The following is a 16,448-nucleotide window of genomic DNA, read 5'->3' as shown; positions in this document are numbered from 1 at the left end:
CAGGAAGGGAAGGTCGAGTTGTCCGAAAGTAAGATTCCGGAAATAATTCGCTGGCGCCCCCGCGCCAGCACGATTGAATCGACACCGACGGTGCTGCACATGTTCCACCGCCATCCAGTCGCGATGGCTTCTCCACACTGGCATGCGCAGGTCGAGGTCAACTTCATCATGCGCGGTTCGGTTCGCTATCGGATGGCTGGTCACGACGTATCCCTTTCGGAGGGGGACTTGGCGCTGTTTTGGGGTGGGCTGCCGCACCAGATGGACTGGAGCAGTGAGGATGCGCTTTACGCCGGAGCCCATTTGCCTTTGGTCTATTTCTTCCGGCTGCAGCTACCACCCGATGTGCCTCATCGCCTGATGGGGGGCGCCACCCTGGTGTCGCGCGTAACGGGAGCGGCGGACTACGAGAATTTTCCCCGCTGGTTCGATTATGTGGGCTCGAAGGATGCAATGAAATCGCAGCACGCCGTGGACGAGTTGCTGCTGCGACTCGATCGGGTGCGGTTTGACTCCTATCGTATGGTCGCCGGAAAACTGGCCGCTGAACAAAATGTCAGTGCGTTGCACAGCCAGTCATCACGCGTAGTCCAGGCCATGTGCGGCTACATCGCCGCAAACTTTCGCGATGAGATCGGTGCAACGGATATTGCCGCCAAGGTCGGTCTGCACCCCAAATACGCGATGAACGCATTTCGCCGAACGACCGGAATGACGCTGAACGCCTACGTCAACCTGCTGCGGTTGAGCTATGCACAGGCGCTGCTGATGGAGGATGACGCGAGTGTGCTGAATATCGCGATGGACAGCGGTTTCGGCTCATTGAGCGCTTTTAGCAAGTCCTTTCGCCGCTTAGCTGGCGTTTCGCCATCAGATTTTCGGCGCGGTCGCTCCGGCCGGGCCCTGGCGTAGGGCCTTCCGTCGCATTCCTAGAGCGTCGCGAAAGCCTTCTCCTTGCGAAAGCACTACGATCGCATATCCGTTCATGACGAAGCGGAAGTGGAGACCTTATTGTGCGGCGAGGTCGTTCGTTTCTGCCAAGCAGTCGCCCGCGCCAGCTTTGACAAGCCCTTCACGGATGTGCTGCGCGTCGGACTCCTTTGCATAGTGCAGCGTGGCGAGGAAGACTTCGATGTCAAAATCGGGATTGAGTGCTTTGACCTTCTTGATATGCGCAGCTGCAGCAATGTCGTCGCCTAGCCAGCCATAGCAGGCCGCGGCGAAAGCATGCTGGACGTCGTCCATTGCCGAAAGGTGCATGAAAGCCTCGATCGCATCGCCATACTGCCGCGCGGCGAAATAGGCTTTTCCGAGATGGCTCCAAAACCGTTCGGGATGATGCGGGTTGAGCCGCATTGCCTTGCGAATCCACTCAACCCCCTCGTCCGGTCGCCCAAGCCACGTCAACAGCTCGCCCTGCTGGACCACCACCAGGTCGTAATTGGGATTGAGGGAAAGGGCACGCTCCTGGTGATAGCGCGCCGTCGTCAGTTCGTTGTTGTTCACGTTCACGGCCGCAAGAATACGATGGACGTCGGCGTCATTGTCGTCGAGCGCTAGCGCCCGTTCCAGCTCGGCAACAATATTGGACCAGACGGTGTCTTTGTCTTCGCACCAGCCATGGACCCACGCTTGCCCGAGGATGCACGCCCGCCAGGCGTGGGCGTGAGCATATCCGGGGTCGAGCGCGACGGCCCGCTCTATCAGGGTCTGAGCCTGCTCGTTGTCGGCGACAGTGCCTCGGTGGTGCAGCACCTTGGCTGCGAGCGCACACTCATATGCGGCCATGTTCGCAGGCTTGGTGCGAGCCAGCTGATCTCGCTGGGCCGCCTCGACGCGCCCGGGCAGCGTGGCTGCAATCGCCGCCGTTACCTCATCTTGAATGGCAAAAATGTCGTCCAGTTTTCGGTCGTACTTGTCCGCCCAGATATGGGCATCATTGATCGCGTCGATGAGCTGGACCGTGACACGCACCCTGTCTGCGTTTTTTCGGACGCTGCCTTCCACCAGATACTGAGCCCCCAGCTTCTCGGCGACCTCACGCACGTTCACGGGCTGGTTCTTGTAGACGAAGCTGGAGTTGCGCGAGATGACGAAGAGCTCGTGGCGGCGGGACAGTGCGGTGATAATGTCTTCGGTCAAGCCATCGGCGAAAAACTCCTGCTCAGGATCGCCGCTCATATTGTCGAACGGCAGGACGACGATTGTGGGTTTCGAAACGGCCCGCTTCGTATCCTTGCCTTCCGACGCAGGCTGCAGCACGGCCTCCTCGAGCCCAACCCTATAAAGATGGACGGGACGACTGATGTTCTTCAGCATCTTCTCGCCCAGATGCTCTATGGGGACTTCGAGACGATCCGCAATCTGCGTTGCCACCGCGGCGGTGATGCATATGCCCCCCACATCGGCCAATTGTTCGACGCGAGCGGCGATATTGACGCCATCGCCGAAGATGTCACCGTCGTCGAAAATGATATCGCCGAGATTGACGCCGATCCTGAATTCGATCCGCCGATCCTGAGGCACATCCGAATTGCGCCTTTTCATGCGCTGCTGGATTTCCACGGCGCATTTCACGGCGTCGGTCACGCTCTGGAATTCGACCAGCATACCGTCACCCGTCGTTTTGATGATCCGGCCCTCGTTCTTTGCGATGGCGGGATCGATCAACTCAATACGGTGCGTTCTGAGGCGGGCGAGCGTACCTGCTTCATCGGCCTCCATCAGCCGACTATAGCCTGCCATATCTGCCGCCAGCACTGCGGCAAGTCTCTGTTTCATCGGTTTTCCAACAAAGCATGCGCCATCCCAGGGCTGGGATACCAGCGATCCGGCTCATTCTAGCGCACCCCCATGCAATCGCCTATTTAATTTAGATTTTACTTATTTATGCCGATTGCGCCGCCCATTTGAAAGGGAGGCGCAGCTTGGAAGATGGACGGCGTTGGTCCTCAGGAAACGTCGCGAGCGGAGCGCATTGTCACGAATGTATGCCCTGCGACCGCAATTGCGAGCGCCACTGAAATAAGCGCCGTCGCGATTGTGAATGTTGTACGCATGGCCGGTGCCACGACCACCGCCGTGGCAGTCGTTACGTCTGCTCCACCCGAGGCAAACGAGAAGACAGCGCCCATCACGGACGCGCCGGTGACCAGTCCCAGATTACGAGACAGATTGAGCAATCCGGAAACCACGCCACGTTGATCCGCCCGAACGTCGCTCATGACAGATGTGTTGTTGGCGGTTTGAAAAAGCGAATAGCCGAACGTGATGACGGAGATGGGTACAACGTAGCCGGGAACGCCGAGCGTCTCTGGCAAAATCGAGAGAAACAGGCAGCCTATCAACACGAAGATGAGGCCTGCCACCAGCACCCTTTGTGCGCCGAGGCGATCGGCAATGCGGCCGGCCGGGACGGCAGTCAGCGCGGCGACAAACGGGCCAACCGACAAGACGAGCCCAGCGGCGGCGGCATCGAGGCTGAGGCCACGGACAAGGTAAAAGGGACCCACCACCAAAGTCGCCATCATCACGGTGGAGACCATTGTGCTTGTCGCCAGGCCCACGATCAGGCTCGTCTCGCGCAGCATCGCCAGGCGGATCAAAGGCGACGCCACTCGCATCTCGACAAATACAAAGGTGGCTAGACCAACGGCGGCGGCCACAAGCAGGGCCATGTTCTGTGGTCCGAAGCTGCCCCCGCCCGTGGTCATGGCCAGTGCATATGCGGCGAGTGTAAGAGCAAGCAGGAGCGTGCCGGCGGTGTCGAAGCTGGTTCGCCCCTTGTTCGGCAAGCCGTCGTTCGGCAGTTTTGTCAGAGCCAGGAAAAATGCCAGGATTCCGAGCGGAAGATTGACAAGAAAGATTGCCCGCCAACCGCAGCTGGCGATCAGTAGCCCGCCCAGGGATGGGCCAACGGCCGTGCCAATCGCAGACATGGTTCCGAGAAGCCCCATTGCGGTCCCTGTCTTCGCCTTCGGGACGATCTCACCCACAAAGGCCATTGTCATTGCCATCATGATGGCTGCACCCGCCCCTTGCATGGCCCTGGCGGCAACAAGCACCCACAATGCAGGTGCAACCCCTGCGGCGACCGATGCGGCGGTGAAGAGGCCTATCCCGGCAAGCAGCAGCCGTCGCCGGCCAATCATATCGCCCAGCCGGCCAACGCTGACGATCAGCGTGGTGATGGACAGAAGATAGGCCAGAACAGCCCACTGTACCTGCTGGAACGAGGCATCGAACGCTTCGGCCAGCGTGGGCAATCCAACATTGGCTATGCTTGTGCCGAGTGATGACAGAAACATCGAGATCGACAGCGCCGATAGCGCCCAACGCGCTGTTGGACTTAGCGGTGTACCTCCATTGCCTTGCTGGTCCGTAGCCACTTCCGTCACGATGCTTCCTTTCAAATCGCCCCTGATATGAGGCTGCAAGAAGCGTAGTCCCTCGCAATAGATGGCGGAATACGCATCGTTTGCATTGTATTCGTGCGTTAGACGCCACATCATTCGATATGCGTGCTATGAAGACGCATGTCCAAACCCGATCTCAACCTGCTCTTCACCCTCGATGTCCTGCTTGCAGAAGGCAGCGTGGCGCGTGCCGCCTACCGACTGCGGTTAAGCCCATCCGCCATGAGCCGGGCACTGGCCCGGCTGCGCGAGACGACAGGTGATCCATTGTTGGTAAGGGCTGGTCGCGGACTCGTTCCGACACCGCGGGCCATTGAGCTGCGCGAGCGGGTCGGCAGGATTGTGGACGAGGCCGAGGCGGTCCTGCGTCCAGCAGAAAGACTTGACCTCGGTCGTCTCGTGCGGACGTTTACACTGCGTACCAGTGATGGGTTCGTTGAAAACTTCGGCCCGAGCCTGATTGCCCGCATCCAGAAGGAAGCCCCAGGCGTCCAGCTTCGCTTTGTGCAGAAGCCAAACAAGGACAGTGCTCCCTTGCGCGAAGGTACGGTCGATCTCGAAACCGGTGTTGTCGGCAAGGCGACAAGTCCGGAGGTGCGTTCCCAGGCCCTGTTCCGCGATAGGTTCATCGGGGTCATACGCGCTACGCACCCGTTGGCTGACAGTGAGATCACAGCCCCGCTGTACGCCGCGAACAGGCATGTGTCAGTCTCGCGGCGCGGCCTTGCAAAGGGTCCAATCGACGAAGCTCTTTTGCACCTTGGATTGGAGCGCGACGTTGCAACGATCGTCGATGGCTATTCAACCGCCCTTTCTCTTTGCCGCTCTACCGACCTTGTCGCTACCGTGGCCGAAAAGCATACCCAACACCTCCGCGCTGGCATGCATAGCTTTGCGCTGCCATTTCCGATGCCGGAGTTCACGGTGTCGATGCTCTGGCATCCCCGGCTGGACGCAGATCCGGGCCATCGATGGCTGCGAGAGTGCCTTCGAGAGGTCTGTTCGCGCAGCCGAGGTTAAGAGATCGGCGCCAATGGCGCGACGGTGTTCATGACGAAAACGGAGAAGCCTTTGCAGGTCTCATGCGGCCCTGGCGGCATGCTGGGCTGCGCCACTGTGCAAGAGACCCCAGACCTGATGGCGCAATGCCGCAAATTCCGGTGTCGAGCGCAGATCGTTCTCACTGGTCCTAGATTTGAAAGGAATGTCTAGGATTGCCTTGATCCGCCCAGGCTTGGCCGACATGACCGCAACGCGCTGGCCGAGGTAGATCGCTTCCTCGATGCCATGGGTGATGAAGATAATGGTCTTGCCAGACCGCTCCCAGATCCGCAGTAGCTCCTCCTGCAAGGTTTCGCGGGTTTGGGCGTCGAGCGCGGCGAACGGTTCGTCCATCAGCAGTACCCCGGGATCGTAGGCCAGGCTGCGGGCAATCGCGACGCGCTGCTTCATGCCACCGGACAGTTCGTGCGGATAGCGGTCGGCAAATTCCGACAAGCCGACCATGTCGAGAAAATGCAGCGCGATGCGACTGCGCTCGGTCTTCGCGACGCCTTTGATCTCCAGGCCGAATTCAATGTTCTTGAGCGCCGATTTCCACGGAAAGAGCGCGTACTGCTGAAAGACGATGCCACGATCGAGCGCCGGCCCCTTGATCGGCTGGCCGTCGATCAGGATTTTTCCGGACGAGGGGGTCGCAAGCCCACCAAGTAGATCCAGCAGAGTGGATTTGCCACAGCCACTGGGCCCGACGACAGAAACGAACTCACCGGCCCTGACGTCCAGATTGATATCGGCAAGCGCCGTGAAGGTTTGCGGCTTACCGTGGTTTTCCGGGCCGCCGGCGACCGTGAAGGTCTTACCGACATTCTGAATGCTGATGGCGCTGCTCATGGGAGGATCTTTCGCGTGGATCGTTAAGAGACGGGACCGCGTCCAGGCTGCCGGACGCGGCTCCTCTTCAACTGGCTTCAGTTCGACGCTGTCTTGTCGGCGTGGGGATTGAACTCGTTGGTATAGAAATCCGAAGGCTTGTGCCTGCCCTTCGGCACGATGCCGGCGCGTTCGACCACATCAAGCCAGAAAGCAATATCTGCCTCTTTATTCAGGCCATGCGTCGACCATGAAAGCGTGCTGTAGTCACCCTTGCCGTCACGGGTATAGATGTAGGGAGCGAGATCGGCGGCAATACGGCCGCGCTCAATGCCGAGCTTGACGACATCAGCCGGATGCCCATTCGCCCAGTCCGCAGCTTCTGCGATGGCCGCTACGTAACCCTTCACCAGATCAGGCCGTTCCGCAATGGTCTTTTCGGACGCCATTGTGCCGCCGCGCAGTACCGGCCTGCCGGCAACGTCGGTCCATTGGAACAACTCGCGAAACCCTTCATCCTTGCGGCGGCGAAGTTCGGCATCCAACGGCGAATAGGCAATGATGGCATCGACGCCACCCTGTTTCAGCACCTGCTCGAGCTGCGCCTGAGGAATGGTAACGATTGTCACGTCGTCCTTGGTTATCCCCTTCTTTCCCAACCAATCCAGCACGAACCAAACGCCCGAAAAACTCGGATTGACTGTGCCGATTTTCTTGCCCTTCAAGTCCTCGCCACTCTTGATTGGGCCACTTGCGTCGACGACAAGCGCATCTCCAGCATTGCGCGGATCGAAAGGTAGCGTCGAGGACACGACCTCCTTGGCTTTGACGCCCTTGTCGTAGACATTGATGAAGTAGGCATAATCCGCATAGGGCGCAAAATCGATGGCACCGCTATCAAGTGCGACGGTGTACTGATCCCACGGCAATGTGGTCAATTGTGCGTCGATGCCGTGCTTCTTGAAGAAGCCCTTGGCATCGGCAACTTCGACAAGTTCGAAGCCCCCAGCCCAGCCGAAAGCTCCGGGATAGAAGATCTTGGCGGTTTGCAGTTCCGCGGCCTGGGCAAGGCCAGATGTGGATAGCATGACGGCGACGGAGACCGTTGCCAGGGTCGCCCGGATTTTCGTGACGTTGAATTTCATTTATTCATCTCCTTGGTTGCCGGCCGACGTGGAAGGTTAGCGCTTGCCGGAATGGTTTTGGTTCAGGGATTGATGTCCTGCTTCCATGAGGTCAGGCGGCGTTCCAGCCCAACCAGAAGCCAGTTGCTGGCGATGCCCAGGAGGGCAAGGACGATGACGCCGACATAGAGGAGGTGAATGCTCAGCAAGTATTGAGCATTGACGATCATGTAGCCAAGGCCGCTCGACGCCCCGACCATCTCCGAAACGACAAGCATCAGGAAAGAATAGGTGACTGCCAGCCGCATGCCCGTGATGATCGATGGCACTGACGACGGCAGTACCACCTTGAGAAGCAGTTGCCAGTCGGAGAGTCCCACGGAGCGTGCGTATTTAACCAACAATGGGTCGACATAGCGCACGCCGCTCGTCGTGCCGAGCAGGATCGGCCAGACCACCACCCAATAGATGATCGCCACATTTGTGAAATATCCGATCCCGAAGAACAAGATGAAGGCCGGAAAGAGCGACACCGGATTGGTCTGGCGCAGCAGTTGCAGCAGCGGGTTGAGGTAGGCTTCAAGCGGCCTGTACCAACCGAGCAATATCCCAAGTGGAACCGCGGTCACGACGCCCAAGCTAAACCCGCCTGCCGCCCGGCCGACACTCACCAGTATCTGCGGCAGCAATTGGCCGGACCACGCATACTCGACGCCCTTGACGATGATCTCGGAAAAGGGTGGCAGAAACGTCCGGTTGATCAAGCCGACGCGTGGGGCCAGTTCCCAAAGCAGAAGGAAAAGGGCGATCGCCAGACAATTGCGAAACACCGGCTCCAGCAAACGCAGAGTGCCGGCCACAGCTCCGTCCGGCAAACGGGAATTCGACATCCACCCGTCGTGCGGGTCAACAGTTTCAATTGCCATTGCCAAATCCTTAAAACATATTTTCTATATTTTTTATGTATTATATGATGCTATGAAACGAGAAATGAGTTTCTATTTTCCGCACAGAAGCGGAAGGAATCTTCTGCACAACTTAGCAATTGTGAAATAGGCGGAACTGTCGTGGCCCGGCCTTTGGTTCGATGGTGGAAAACCGACCTAGGCAATATCGCGTGAGAGGAACGGAACCACGACCAACAATCCTGTGGTTGAGGTACTTCGTACCAAGCCAAGCTGGCCAATGCGGAAGTCAGCTCCGCAGCCTGAGCCCGCTTTCAGGGAATTCGAACGGAGGTCCTAATTGATGATGGTTTCGGTAGCCAGATTGCCTAGCTCCAAAGGCCTGAGAGCGGCGCGGCGCAGAGGCGGTCCCTAAAGGGGAGAACTGCATCGCCGTCGTAGAGCACGACACCCAAACGGAAGTCTGTGCCCCCTTGAAATCAGCCGCGGAAACCGTCGCTGACGCTTTGACCTCTATGCCACCTACAGGCGTAATAGTGCTGCGCCCGATACCTTTCACTCTATCGGCCGGCGGCTCAACAGTCCTGCATCCTCCATCGCCCCGATGTCCGGAAGGTCACGCAGCGTGTCGAAGCCGAATGCGCAAAGGAAGTGCTTCGTCGTCACATAGGTGTAAGGCGCGCCCGGCTTCGGGGGGGAGTAACTCCGGGCGAGCAGCAACCGAATTCGGTGGCGACGATCGAAAGGCGGCTGTCCTCGCTCATCTGGAATTTTTCCCAGCGCGGCTTGTCGTTGGACCGGAAGGATCGGCATATTGCAACCGTGCTCGCCGGTATCCGCAACACGCATGCATCCCCTCCCCGCCAGAAGGAAGCCGTGCTGCCAGAAGACATCCTGGCCATGCTTGAAACGCTCGACCGTGGCACTCTGCGAGGCTTGCGGGATCGCGCCATGCTGCTGTGGGATTTGCCGGCGGCTTACGACGCTCTGAAATCGTCGACCTTGACGTCAGTCGCGACCAAACCGACGATTGTTCGGGCTGGATCGAGATTTTGGATAAGGGCATTCCGCTCACGATCCGGGAAAAGACTGGGTGGCGCGAAGTCGAGATTGGTCGTGGCTCATCCGATGCCACCTGCCCGGTTGTTGCCGTCCAGACTTGGCTCAAACTCGCAAAAATTCACCATGGCCCGATTTTTCGCCGCGTGACCGGGCAAGGCAAGGCTGTCGGCCCCGATCGCCTGCATGATCAGGAAGTGGCAAAGCTGGTAAAGCGCCCAGCGCTGGCGGCGGGCGTGCGCGGTGATCTCAGCGAAGCCGAACGAGCGCAGAAATTTGCCGGCCATTCGCTAGGCGCGGGTCTCGCTTCGTCGGCCGAGGTCGACGAACGCTATGTGCAAAAGCAGCTTGGGCATGCATCGGCAGAAATGACGCGCAAGTATCAGCGCCGACCCGACCGGTTCAGGATTAATCTCACCAAGGCAGCCGGTTTGTGATACGTCCAGGGCATTGCTGCGACCAAGATTGTCACGGGCCTGATGAACGGTAAGTTTTTAGCGATGGAGAGCCTTTTGCATCAAATGTTTCTCGTTGATGGACTCGATCATGCTCGCGTGACAATCCTGCTCGCGCATGGTGCAGGCGCGCCGATGGATTCGGCAGCGATGACTGCCGCTACCGCAGCGCTTGTTGCTACCGGTTTTCGCGTCGCGCGATTTGAGTTCGGCTACATGGCAGCCCGCCGAAACGCCGGCACGCGCAAGCCTCCACCGAAAGCAGAAACTCTGAAGGGAGAGTACCTGGCAGCGATTGCGGCTCTTGATGCAAAAACCCCGTTGATCATCGGCGGCAAATCGATGGGCGGTCGCGTGGCCAGCATGGTCGCCGATGAACTCTACGCCTCCCGGCAAATTGCCGGTCTGCTCTGCCTCGGTTATCCGTTCCACCCGCCAGGCAAGCCAGAAAGTCTGCGCACGCGGCATTTGGAGCAGATCAAGACGCCTGCGCTGATCTGCCAGGGAACACGCGACCAGTTTGGAACCAGGGACGAAGTTGCCAATTACAGGCTCTCCAATGCGATAGCGTTTCTCTGGCTCGAGGATGGCGATCATGATCTCAAGCCGCGCAAGGCCATTTCCGGCTTTAGCGCATCCGACCATCTCGCAACGATGGCGGCAACTGCCAAGCTATGGGCCGGCCGACTGGTGACGTAACGCTTGCCGCAGTCACATTCCAGGCGAGATCCGTCGTCGCGATTCAATTTGAACTCCCACGACCTCCAACCATAAATCATCCCCTACCCCGCCTTCCGCGCGTTGCCGCCATTTGCCTTGAGCAAAGCCATCAGCATCGGTCCAAGCCCGAATTCGGGCGTGTCGCAAACTTCCGTGTTTAACCCGATGGACCATCAGAAGAGAAATTCGCGCTCCAAATCTTGTGGAGCGTGCCGATGATTCTGAATGCAATTACCGAAAAGCTGAAGCGCCGGTCTAAAGAAGATTTCAAGGGCCGGCATTTCGAGGCACGGCTGATCGTGCAGGCGGTGGCATGGTAATCTGCGCTATCCGCTCCGCTATCGGGATCTGGAAGAAATGTTTCGCAAACGTGGGTTTGGGTCGATCACAGCACGATCAACAGGTGGGTTCTGGCCTCTGCGCCGATGATCGAGAAGCGGCTTCGCCAGTTCCGCCGGCCCCATTGCGGATCGGTCCGGATTGACGAAACCTACATCAGGATACGCGGCAAATGGCGATATCTGTATCGAGCCATCGACAAGCACGGAAACCCCGTCGATTTCCTGCTGACTGCAAGGCGTGATCTGGATGCTGCCAAGCGCGTCTTCCGCAAGATGCTGAAGAACGAGCCCTTGCTCTCGCCTGAAAAGATCGGCACGGATGGCGCCAATACCTTCCCGTCGGCGATCAAAACGTCAGTCGATGATGGACTGTTGCATCCAGATCCCGTGCATTGCGTCACCAAGCATCTCCAGCAAGGCATCGAGAGCGACCATTTCGGGTGAAGAAGAACATGCCTAGAATCGGCGGTTTCCAGACCTTCAAAACGGCGAGGCGAACGATTGCCGGTTTTGAAGCGATGCTGTGGCTGAGGAAGGGCTTCGGCTTTTCCGGCGGCTGGACGATCAACGATCAGAACGATCTGCTTGCGCGCCTCTTCGGACTGAAAAAGATTAACAAAGCATGAAAAGGGCGTCGTTCAGGGGATAATCGCGACCTGTGTGAATGTTTGCGACAAGCCCGTCTGCGATGTAAACAACTGCGGTGAGAGATTCCCTTTCCCAGGGAGCTCGTAAAGCAGAATCGCCGCCGTATTAGTACGAATTTAGTAGGATTCGTGTTCGATGCTGCCTAGATCGGTTCATACACCACGGGACAGCCATGCCGACGGACGAACAACGAAACTCGATGAAATTCATGGGCGTCGATGTTATCGCGCCGGAAGGCGTCCTCAAGCCGCGCCGCGAAACAGAAACGCTGGGGAACCACGCCGTGCAATGCCTCCTCGAGTTCCCGGTGGACAGGACTCTTCGGGTGATCGACATGTGCTGCGGCAGCGGCAATTTGGCGGTCGCGATCGCCGCGCGGGTTGCCCACTGCAAGGTGTGGGCTGCCGACTTGAAATCTGCTGCGATGCAAGTTGCGAAGTTCAACTGTGAACTCAACGCCCTGGCGGACCGAATCGAGGTCCGCCAGGGCGACTTGTTTGCCGCCTTCACGGATGACAGGCTCGAGGGAACGATCGACATGATCGTCTGCAATCCTCCTTATATTTCGACGTCGCGGCTCGACGGGCCGAAAGCCGATCTTCTGGTTGACGAACCGCGTGAGGCGTTCGACGGTGGTCCCTTCGGTATCTCGGTCCATCAACGGCTGGTTCGTGAAGCCGTCGCTTTCCTCAAGCCCGGCGGTTTTCTGCTGTGTGAATTCGGGGAGGGGCAGGCTCGGCAGGTCGGCACGCTCATCGCACGCAGCAAGGCGTATCATCCCGCCGAATTCATAGCGGATGCCAACGGCGTGCCTCGCGTCGCCGTCGCGCGGCGCTTTGCTCCCGCGGGAGAACCGAATGGGAGATCGACAGCGTGAGTCATGTCCGGCCGCTTCAGGAGAGAGATATCGGCGAGGTCGCGGCTCTCTACCAGGACACGTTTCTTAAGCCGCGTGCCACGCCGTCGCCCGGCTTGGCGAAATGCCTTGGTGAGTTCTATCTCGGCGGGCCGACCGTGGATGCCGAGATCCCGTCGCTGGTTCACGTCGACGGTGGAGGCGTCGTCTCGGGTTTCGTCGGCGTCAATGTTGTGCCGATGACGTTCAAGGGCAGCACGTTGAAGGCCGCCTTTTGTGGCGCGCTGATGGTGCGGGACCGCGAGAAAAACCCTACCGCGGGCGCGAGGTTGCTGAAGTCCTTCCTGTCGGGGCCACAAGACCTGTCGCTTAGCGAAACGGCAAACAAGACTTCGCTCGATATGGCCCGCGCCCTGAGGGGCACGGTACTCGCTCCCTACAGCCTGGAGTGGATGCGCATCCTCAGACCCGCGGCGTTCGGCTGCGACATGGTCTTGAGGAAATCCCCGCTTCGCAAGTTGGTGCTTCCGGCTGCCCGCACCCTGGACCGCCTGTACAAACGAGGCGGCCCCGGCAAGGAGCAGGCCCGAAGCGCGATGGGCGGGCTCCTCGTCACGCGTGTCGATGCGGGCGAGTTCGCAGATGCCATCGTGCCCCTGACGACGCATTACGAATTGCGGCTTTCTTGGGAAGAAAGACTGCTGCGGTATACGGTGCGCGAGGCATTTGAAAAGCCCCTCTACGGGGAACCTGTCGCCGTGCTGGTCACGAGGCCGGATGGCGTGCCGGTCGGAGCAGTTCTCTATCATCTCCACGAGGGCGGCGTGGGCCGCGTGCTGCAAATACTCGCCCGACCCGGGATGGAGGGAACGGTAGTCGATATTATGCTCCATGACGCCGATCAGCGCGGAGCGGCGGGCCTGCGCGGACGTACACAGCAGGCGTTTCTGCATGCCATGCTCGGCAAGGGCATATTCTTTGCCAACGCCTCCTCCACCATCGTGTTTTCGCGTGATGAAGCGGTCCTCGATTGCTTCGCTGCAGGAAAAGCCTTTGTGAACGGCCTCGCCGGAGAAAGCTGGGGTCGCCACATCGGCGGAAAGTTCGACTGACAGACCCTAGAGCATTTCCGCTTTTCTCCGAATCGCGGAAGCGCTCTAGCCCTCTATTTTAACGCAATCCCGAACACAAAACCGCTGCGCTCTTTTGCTGGAATTGCTCTAGGAGACTTCGGGAACCTCTCCTGCGAGTTGCGCCTTGGAGTGCAGATAGGCGGTCGTTTTCCGTTTGGAGCGAATGTCCCGCCAGACGCGCTCCACCTGTTCGGGTGCCAGCCCGGCGGCAAATCCGACGCTATCGGCCGAGAGGCCGTTGTTCAAGCCGAACAGGCAGATGTCCATCTGGGCGTATGGCAGGGAGAAGTAGAACTCCTCCTGCGTCTGCGACAGGCTGTAGGTGTCGGTCGTCGGCGGACGGCGCTGGATTTCATCGGGGATCCCGAGTGATGCCGCCAGTGCATAGACCTGGGTCTTGTAAAGATGCGCGATAGGTTTCAGGTCCGCAGCGCCGTCGCCATTCTTGACGAAGAAGCCCTGGTCGAACTCAAGGCGGTTTGGCGTGCCGAGCACCGCGAAATTCAGCCGATCGGCGTGGTAATATTCGATCAGCTTCCTGGTGCGCTGCTTCATGCTGGTGGCAGCGACGATGCCCAGATACGCCGACAAGGACAGGCGGTGCGTCTCCTTGTTTCCGTCCGGGTCCTCGACGACCAGCGATGATAGGCGAAAGCCGTCATGTGAGGCCAGTTCGGCAATGACGACCTTGGAACGCCATCCTGGACCATAATCCGGCACGACCTGCCTGATAAAGGCGTCCCGCCGTGCATAGCACCCTAGCGCCGCAAGAGTGGGTGCGATGTCCTCTTCAACGTATTCAATCCCCAGCCGATCAGCGACAAGCCTGCCCAGCCGGCCGCTGTCGGACTCCGAGTCTTGCTCCGGCATCAGCAGGGCTAGCACGTTCTTCGCTCCGACCGCCTTGACCGCGAGAGTCGCGCAGACGCTGGAGTCGATGCCGCCGGAAAGCCCCAGGATCAGCCCGCGCTTCTTCATTGCCCGCAATTGGCTGCGCATGGCCACCGCGATGCGGTCGATTTCCGCGGCGCTATCGATATCGAGAAACGCCGCATCCGCCTGTTGCGTGCCGCGACCGTTCAAAGGTCCGCCTCCAATAACGCCGCTGCAAGCCTCCGGCTGACCTTGCCCGTATCGGTCTTCGGCAGGCTTTCGGTGAGAGCCAGGTGTTTCGGAACCATGAAATCCTCGAGATCGCGTTGGCAATGGCGGATGAGTTCGCCGACCGTGACACTCTTGTCGCGGATGACCACCAAAGCGGAGACGGCTTGGCCCAGGACGGGATCGGCGACGCCCGTCACCACCGCTTCGGCGACGCCGGGATGGGTATGGAGAACCGCTTCCACCTCCTTGGGAGCGACTTTCTCACCCCTTGTCTTGATGATGTCGTCCCGACGCCCGACGAAATACAGGAAGCCATCCTCGTCTCGACGAAAGAGGTCTCCCGTGTGCAGTGCCGGGAGCAGCGGGTTCGGTCCGGGTCGCAAAGCGTCAGCGGTGGCGACCTCGTCGCGCCAGTAGCCCCGCATGACATGCGGTCCCTGCACGACCAATTCGCCGATTTCGCCGGGCTCTACGATTTCTCCCTTGCCGCCCACCACGAACGCCTCCGTGCCGGGAATGGGGATGCCCACCGAATCCGGTCTCCGTCCCAGCTCCGAAGGAGGCAGGTAGGTGCAGCGCTTGCATTCCGTAAGCCCGTACATCGAATAGAGAAGCGCATCCGGAAACAGCCGTTGCAAATCGGCAATGTGGTCGACGGGCAGCGCCGCCGCCGTGTTTGTGATGTAACGCAGCGTTGGCAGCGATCCCGGGGCAAGATCGCGCATGCGCAGCAGGACTGCCGCCATCGTCGGGACCAGAGGGAGGCCGGTGACCTTCTCGCGGCGCATCATGTCGAGCATCGCGGAAGGAAACGCGAAGGATTTCTCCAGCACCAGCGTCGCGCCGAGGCGGACCGACATCAGCAACTGGTAGAGGCCATAGTCGAAGGCAAGTGGCAGCACGTTGAAAATGATGTCGTCGGGAGTGCTCTCGAGATAGGAAATAATGGACTTCGAAGCCGCCTCGACGTTGCGATGCGTCATCATCACGCCCTTGGGCCGCCCGGTGGAACCCGACGTGTAGACGAGCATCGCGAGGTCATCTTCCGTACCCCCATGCCTCACGGGACCGGAAGGCCCGGAACGGCAGGCTTCGAACGACCCGATCCTGCTGGTGGTCATCTCTTCCGCATCGATACCTGTCGCCAGCACGAACGGCGGGCGGGGTGTCGCGGCTTCTTTAAGAGCCTGCCGGGCGATCTGCAGCAAACGACCCGACGTCAGGATGGCAGCGGGTTCGCAATCGTCGATGATGTAGGCGAGCTTCGAGGCCTTGGTGGAAGGGTTGATAACGCTGAACACGCCACCGGCCCGCAAGATGCCGAAAATGGAAACAGCCGCTTCGGCGCAATTGTCCATGAAGACGAGCACGCGGTCGCCGCTGCGCACGCCATGCTCGAACAGGACATTGGCGAGCCCCTGCGAGAGAGGGTCCAACTCCTGATAGGTCATTCGCGTGGATCCGGCGACGATCGCCGTCTTGGAGGCGAAACGCCTTGAACTATCGTCCAGGAACCGTTCGAAGCGCATCGCCGACCTCCGCTTACGCCGATTGGCGTACCGTCTTCGACATCACGAAGCCCGCGATCCGGACGACGGAATCGAGGTTTGCGGGAATGATTTCCTCATCGGCCATCGTGAAGTCGTAGGTCTCCTCGATGAACGCCACGAGTTCGAGCACGCCGGTGGAGTCCAGGATCCCGTTGTCTATCAGGGATTCCTTGTCGCCGGTCATGGCGCTTTCGTCTCCGAACAAGAAGTTTTCGACGATGAATCTTCTTATCTCTACCACTGGATTGCTGAACATTTTTCTCTCT

Annotated in this window: 13 protein-coding genes and 3 pseudogenes; 7 read left to right on the top strand and 9 right to left on the bottom strand. The window is 59.3% G+C overall.

What is annotated here, in order from left to right:
* Positions 1–33: 33 nt before the first annotated feature.
* A complete protein-coding gene (locus tag JJB09_RS16010) occupies positions 34–912 on the top strand; it encodes a helix-turn-helix domain-containing protein (protein ID WP_343229041.1) in 879 nt (292 codons plus the stop codon).
* 96 nt (positions 913–1,008) lie between these two features.
* Here JJB09_RS16010 and JJB09_RS16005 read toward each other — a convergent pair whose 3' ends face one another.
* Both JJB09_RS16005 and JJB09_RS16000 read right to left on the bottom strand, forming a co-directional pair.
* Positions 1,009–2,781 (bottom strand): adenylate/guanylate cyclase domain-containing protein, encoded by a 1,773-nt coding sequence (locus JJB09_RS16005; protein ID WP_201660132.1) that lies wholly within the window; start codon positions 2,779–2,781, stop codon positions 1,009–1,011.
* A 170-nt stretch (positions 2,782–2,951) separates the two neighbouring features.
* Positions 2,952–4,397, bottom strand: a complete 1,446-nt coding sequence (locus JJB09_RS16000; RefSeq protein ID WP_343229040.1) for an MFS transporter — start codon at positions 4,395–4,397, stop codon at positions 2,952–2,954.
* 138 nt (positions 4,398–4,535) lie between these two features.
* On the opposite strand from JJB09_RS16000, the gene JJB09_RS15995 reads away from it, so the two are divergent.
* Positions 4,536–5,435, top strand: coding sequence for a LysR family transcriptional regulator (locus tag JJB09_RS15995; protein WP_201660129.1), 900 nt, complete (start codon positions 4,536–4,538; stop codon positions 5,433–5,435).
* 60 nt (positions 5,436–5,495) lie between these two features.
* Here the strand turns inward: JJB09_RS15995 and JJB09_RS15990 are convergent, their stop codons facing one another.
* From JJB09_RS15990 to JJB09_RS15975, 4 genes and pseudogenes are all read right to left on the bottom strand, one after another.
* Positions 5,496–6,308 (bottom strand): ABC transporter ATP-binding protein, encoded by an 813-nt coding sequence (locus JJB09_RS15990; protein WP_201660126.1) that lies wholly within the window; start codon positions 6,306–6,308, stop codon positions 5,496–5,498.
* 77 nt (positions 6,309–6,385) lie between these two features.
* Positions 6,386–7,432, bottom strand: a complete 1,047-nt coding sequence (locus JJB09_RS15985; RefSeq protein WP_201660123.1) for an ABC transporter substrate-binding protein — start codon at positions 7,430–7,432, stop codon at positions 6,386–6,388.
* Between the two features lie 62 nt (positions 7,433–7,494).
* Positions 7,495–8,337: an ABC transporter permease gene (locus JJB09_RS15980; RefSeq protein ID WP_201660120.1), complete on the bottom strand. Its 843-nt coding sequence runs from the start codon at positions 8,335–8,337 to the stop codon at positions 7,495–7,497.
* Between the two features lie 534 nt (positions 8,338–8,871).
* A pseudogene (locus JJB09_RS15975) lies at positions 8,872–9,009 on the bottom strand (SMC-Scp complex subunit ScpB); the annotation flags it as partial.
* Positions 9,010–9,030: 21 nt separating this feature from the next.
* Between JJB09_RS15975 and JJB09_RS15970 the strand changes: the two are divergent.
* From JJB09_RS15970 to JJB09_RS15950, 5 genes and pseudogenes are all read left to right on the top strand, one after another.
* A pseudogene (locus tag JJB09_RS15970) lies at positions 9,031–9,812 on the top strand (site-specific integrase); the annotation flags it as partial.
* An 84-nt stretch (positions 9,813–9,896) separates the two neighbouring features.
* Positions 9,897–10,529 carry an alpha/beta hydrolase family protein gene (locus JJB09_RS15965; protein ID WP_425523733.1) on the top strand — a complete coding sequence of 211 codons (633 nt, stop codon included), beginning with the start codon at positions 9,897–9,899 and terminating at the stop codon, positions 10,527–10,529.
* A 236-nt stretch (positions 10,530–10,765) separates the two neighbouring features.
* Positions 10,766–11,517 (top strand): annotated as a pseudogene (locus JJB09_RS15960) (IS6 family transposase).
* 221 nt (positions 11,518–11,738) lie between these two features.
* Positions 11,739–12,416: a N5-glutamine methyltransferase family protein gene (locus JJB09_RS15955; protein WP_246748752.1), complete on the top strand. Its 678-nt coding sequence runs from the start codon at positions 11,739–11,741 to the stop codon at positions 12,414–12,416.
* Entirely contained in the window at positions 12,413–13,507 is a 1,095-nt protein-coding gene (locus JJB09_RS15950) for a hypothetical protein (protein ID WP_201660112.1), read from the top strand. Before JJB09_RS15955 ends, JJB09_RS15950 begins: the two co-directional genes overlap by 4 nt.
* 108 nt (positions 13,508–13,615) lie before the next feature.
* On the opposite strand, the gene nadE is transcribed toward JJB09_RS15950, so the two are convergent.
* Genes nadE through JJB09_RS15935 form a run of 3 tightly spaced genes read right to left on the bottom strand, consistent with a single transcriptional unit; the run spans position 13,616 to position 16,438 of the window.
* Positions 13,616–14,611 carry an NAD(+) synthase gene (gene nadE / locus JJB09_RS15945; RefSeq protein ID WP_201660109.1) on the bottom strand — a complete coding sequence of 332 codons (996 nt, stop codon included), beginning with the start codon at positions 14,609–14,611 and terminating at the stop codon, positions 13,616–13,618.
* Entirely contained in the window at positions 14,608–16,161 is a 1,554-nt protein-coding gene (locus JJB09_RS15940; protein WP_201660106.1) for a class I adenylate-forming enzyme family protein, read from the bottom strand. The genes nadE and JJB09_RS15940 overlap by 4 nt, the downstream gene beginning before the upstream one ends.
* Positions 16,162–16,174: 13 nt before the next feature.
* Positions 16,175–16,438, bottom strand: a complete 264-nt coding sequence (locus JJB09_RS15935; protein WP_201660103.1) for an acyl carrier protein — start codon at positions 16,436–16,438, stop codon at positions 16,175–16,177.
* Positions 16,439–16,448 lie beyond the last annotated feature (10 nt).

The sequence above is a fragment of the Phytoamicus setariae genome (genome assembly GCF_016722925.1).
Taxonomy (GTDB): domain Bacteria; phylum Pseudomonadota; class Alphaproteobacteria; order Rhizobiales; family Rhizobiaceae; genus Rhizobium_E; species Rhizobium_E setariae.
This window is presented reverse-complemented; position numbering and strand designations above follow the sequence as displayed.

Bases quoted from the DNA above. Each gene is read 5' to 3' on its own strand.
- JJB09_RS16005 (WP_201660132.1), bottom strand. From the start codon at position 2,781: ATGAAACAGAGACTTGCCGCAGTGCTGGCGGCAGATATGGCAGGCTAT.
- JJB09_RS15995 (WP_201660129.1), top strand. From the start codon at position 4,536: ATGTCCAAACCCGATCTCAACCTGCTCTTCACCCTCGATGTCCTGCTT.
- JJB09_RS15990 (WP_201660126.1), bottom strand. From the start codon at position 6,308: ATGAGCAGCGCCATCAGCATTCAGAATGTCGGTAAGACCTTCACGGTC.
- JJB09_RS15985 (WP_201660123.1), bottom strand. From the start codon at position 7,432: ATGAAATTCAACGTCACGAAAATCCGGGCGACCCTGGCAACGGTCTCC.
- JJB09_RS15980 (WP_201660120.1), bottom strand. From the start codon at position 8,337: ATGGCAATTGAAACTGTTGACCCGCACGACGGGTGGATGTCGAATTCC.
- JJB09_RS15965 (WP_425523733.1), top strand. From the start codon at position 9,897: ATGTTTCTCGTTGATGGACTCGATCATGCTCGCGTGACAATCCTGCTC.
- JJB09_RS15955 (WP_246748752.1), top strand. From the start codon at position 11,739: ATGAAATTCATGGGCGTCGATGTTATCGCGCCGGAAGGCGTCCTCAAG.
- JJB09_RS15940 (WP_201660106.1), bottom strand. From the start codon at position 16,161: ATGCGCTTCGAACGGTTCCTGGACGATAGTTCAAGGCGTTTCGCCTCC.
- JJB09_RS15935 (WP_201660103.1), bottom strand. From the start codon at position 16,438: ATGTTCAGCAATCCAGTGGTAGAGATAAGAAGATTCATCGTCGAAAAC.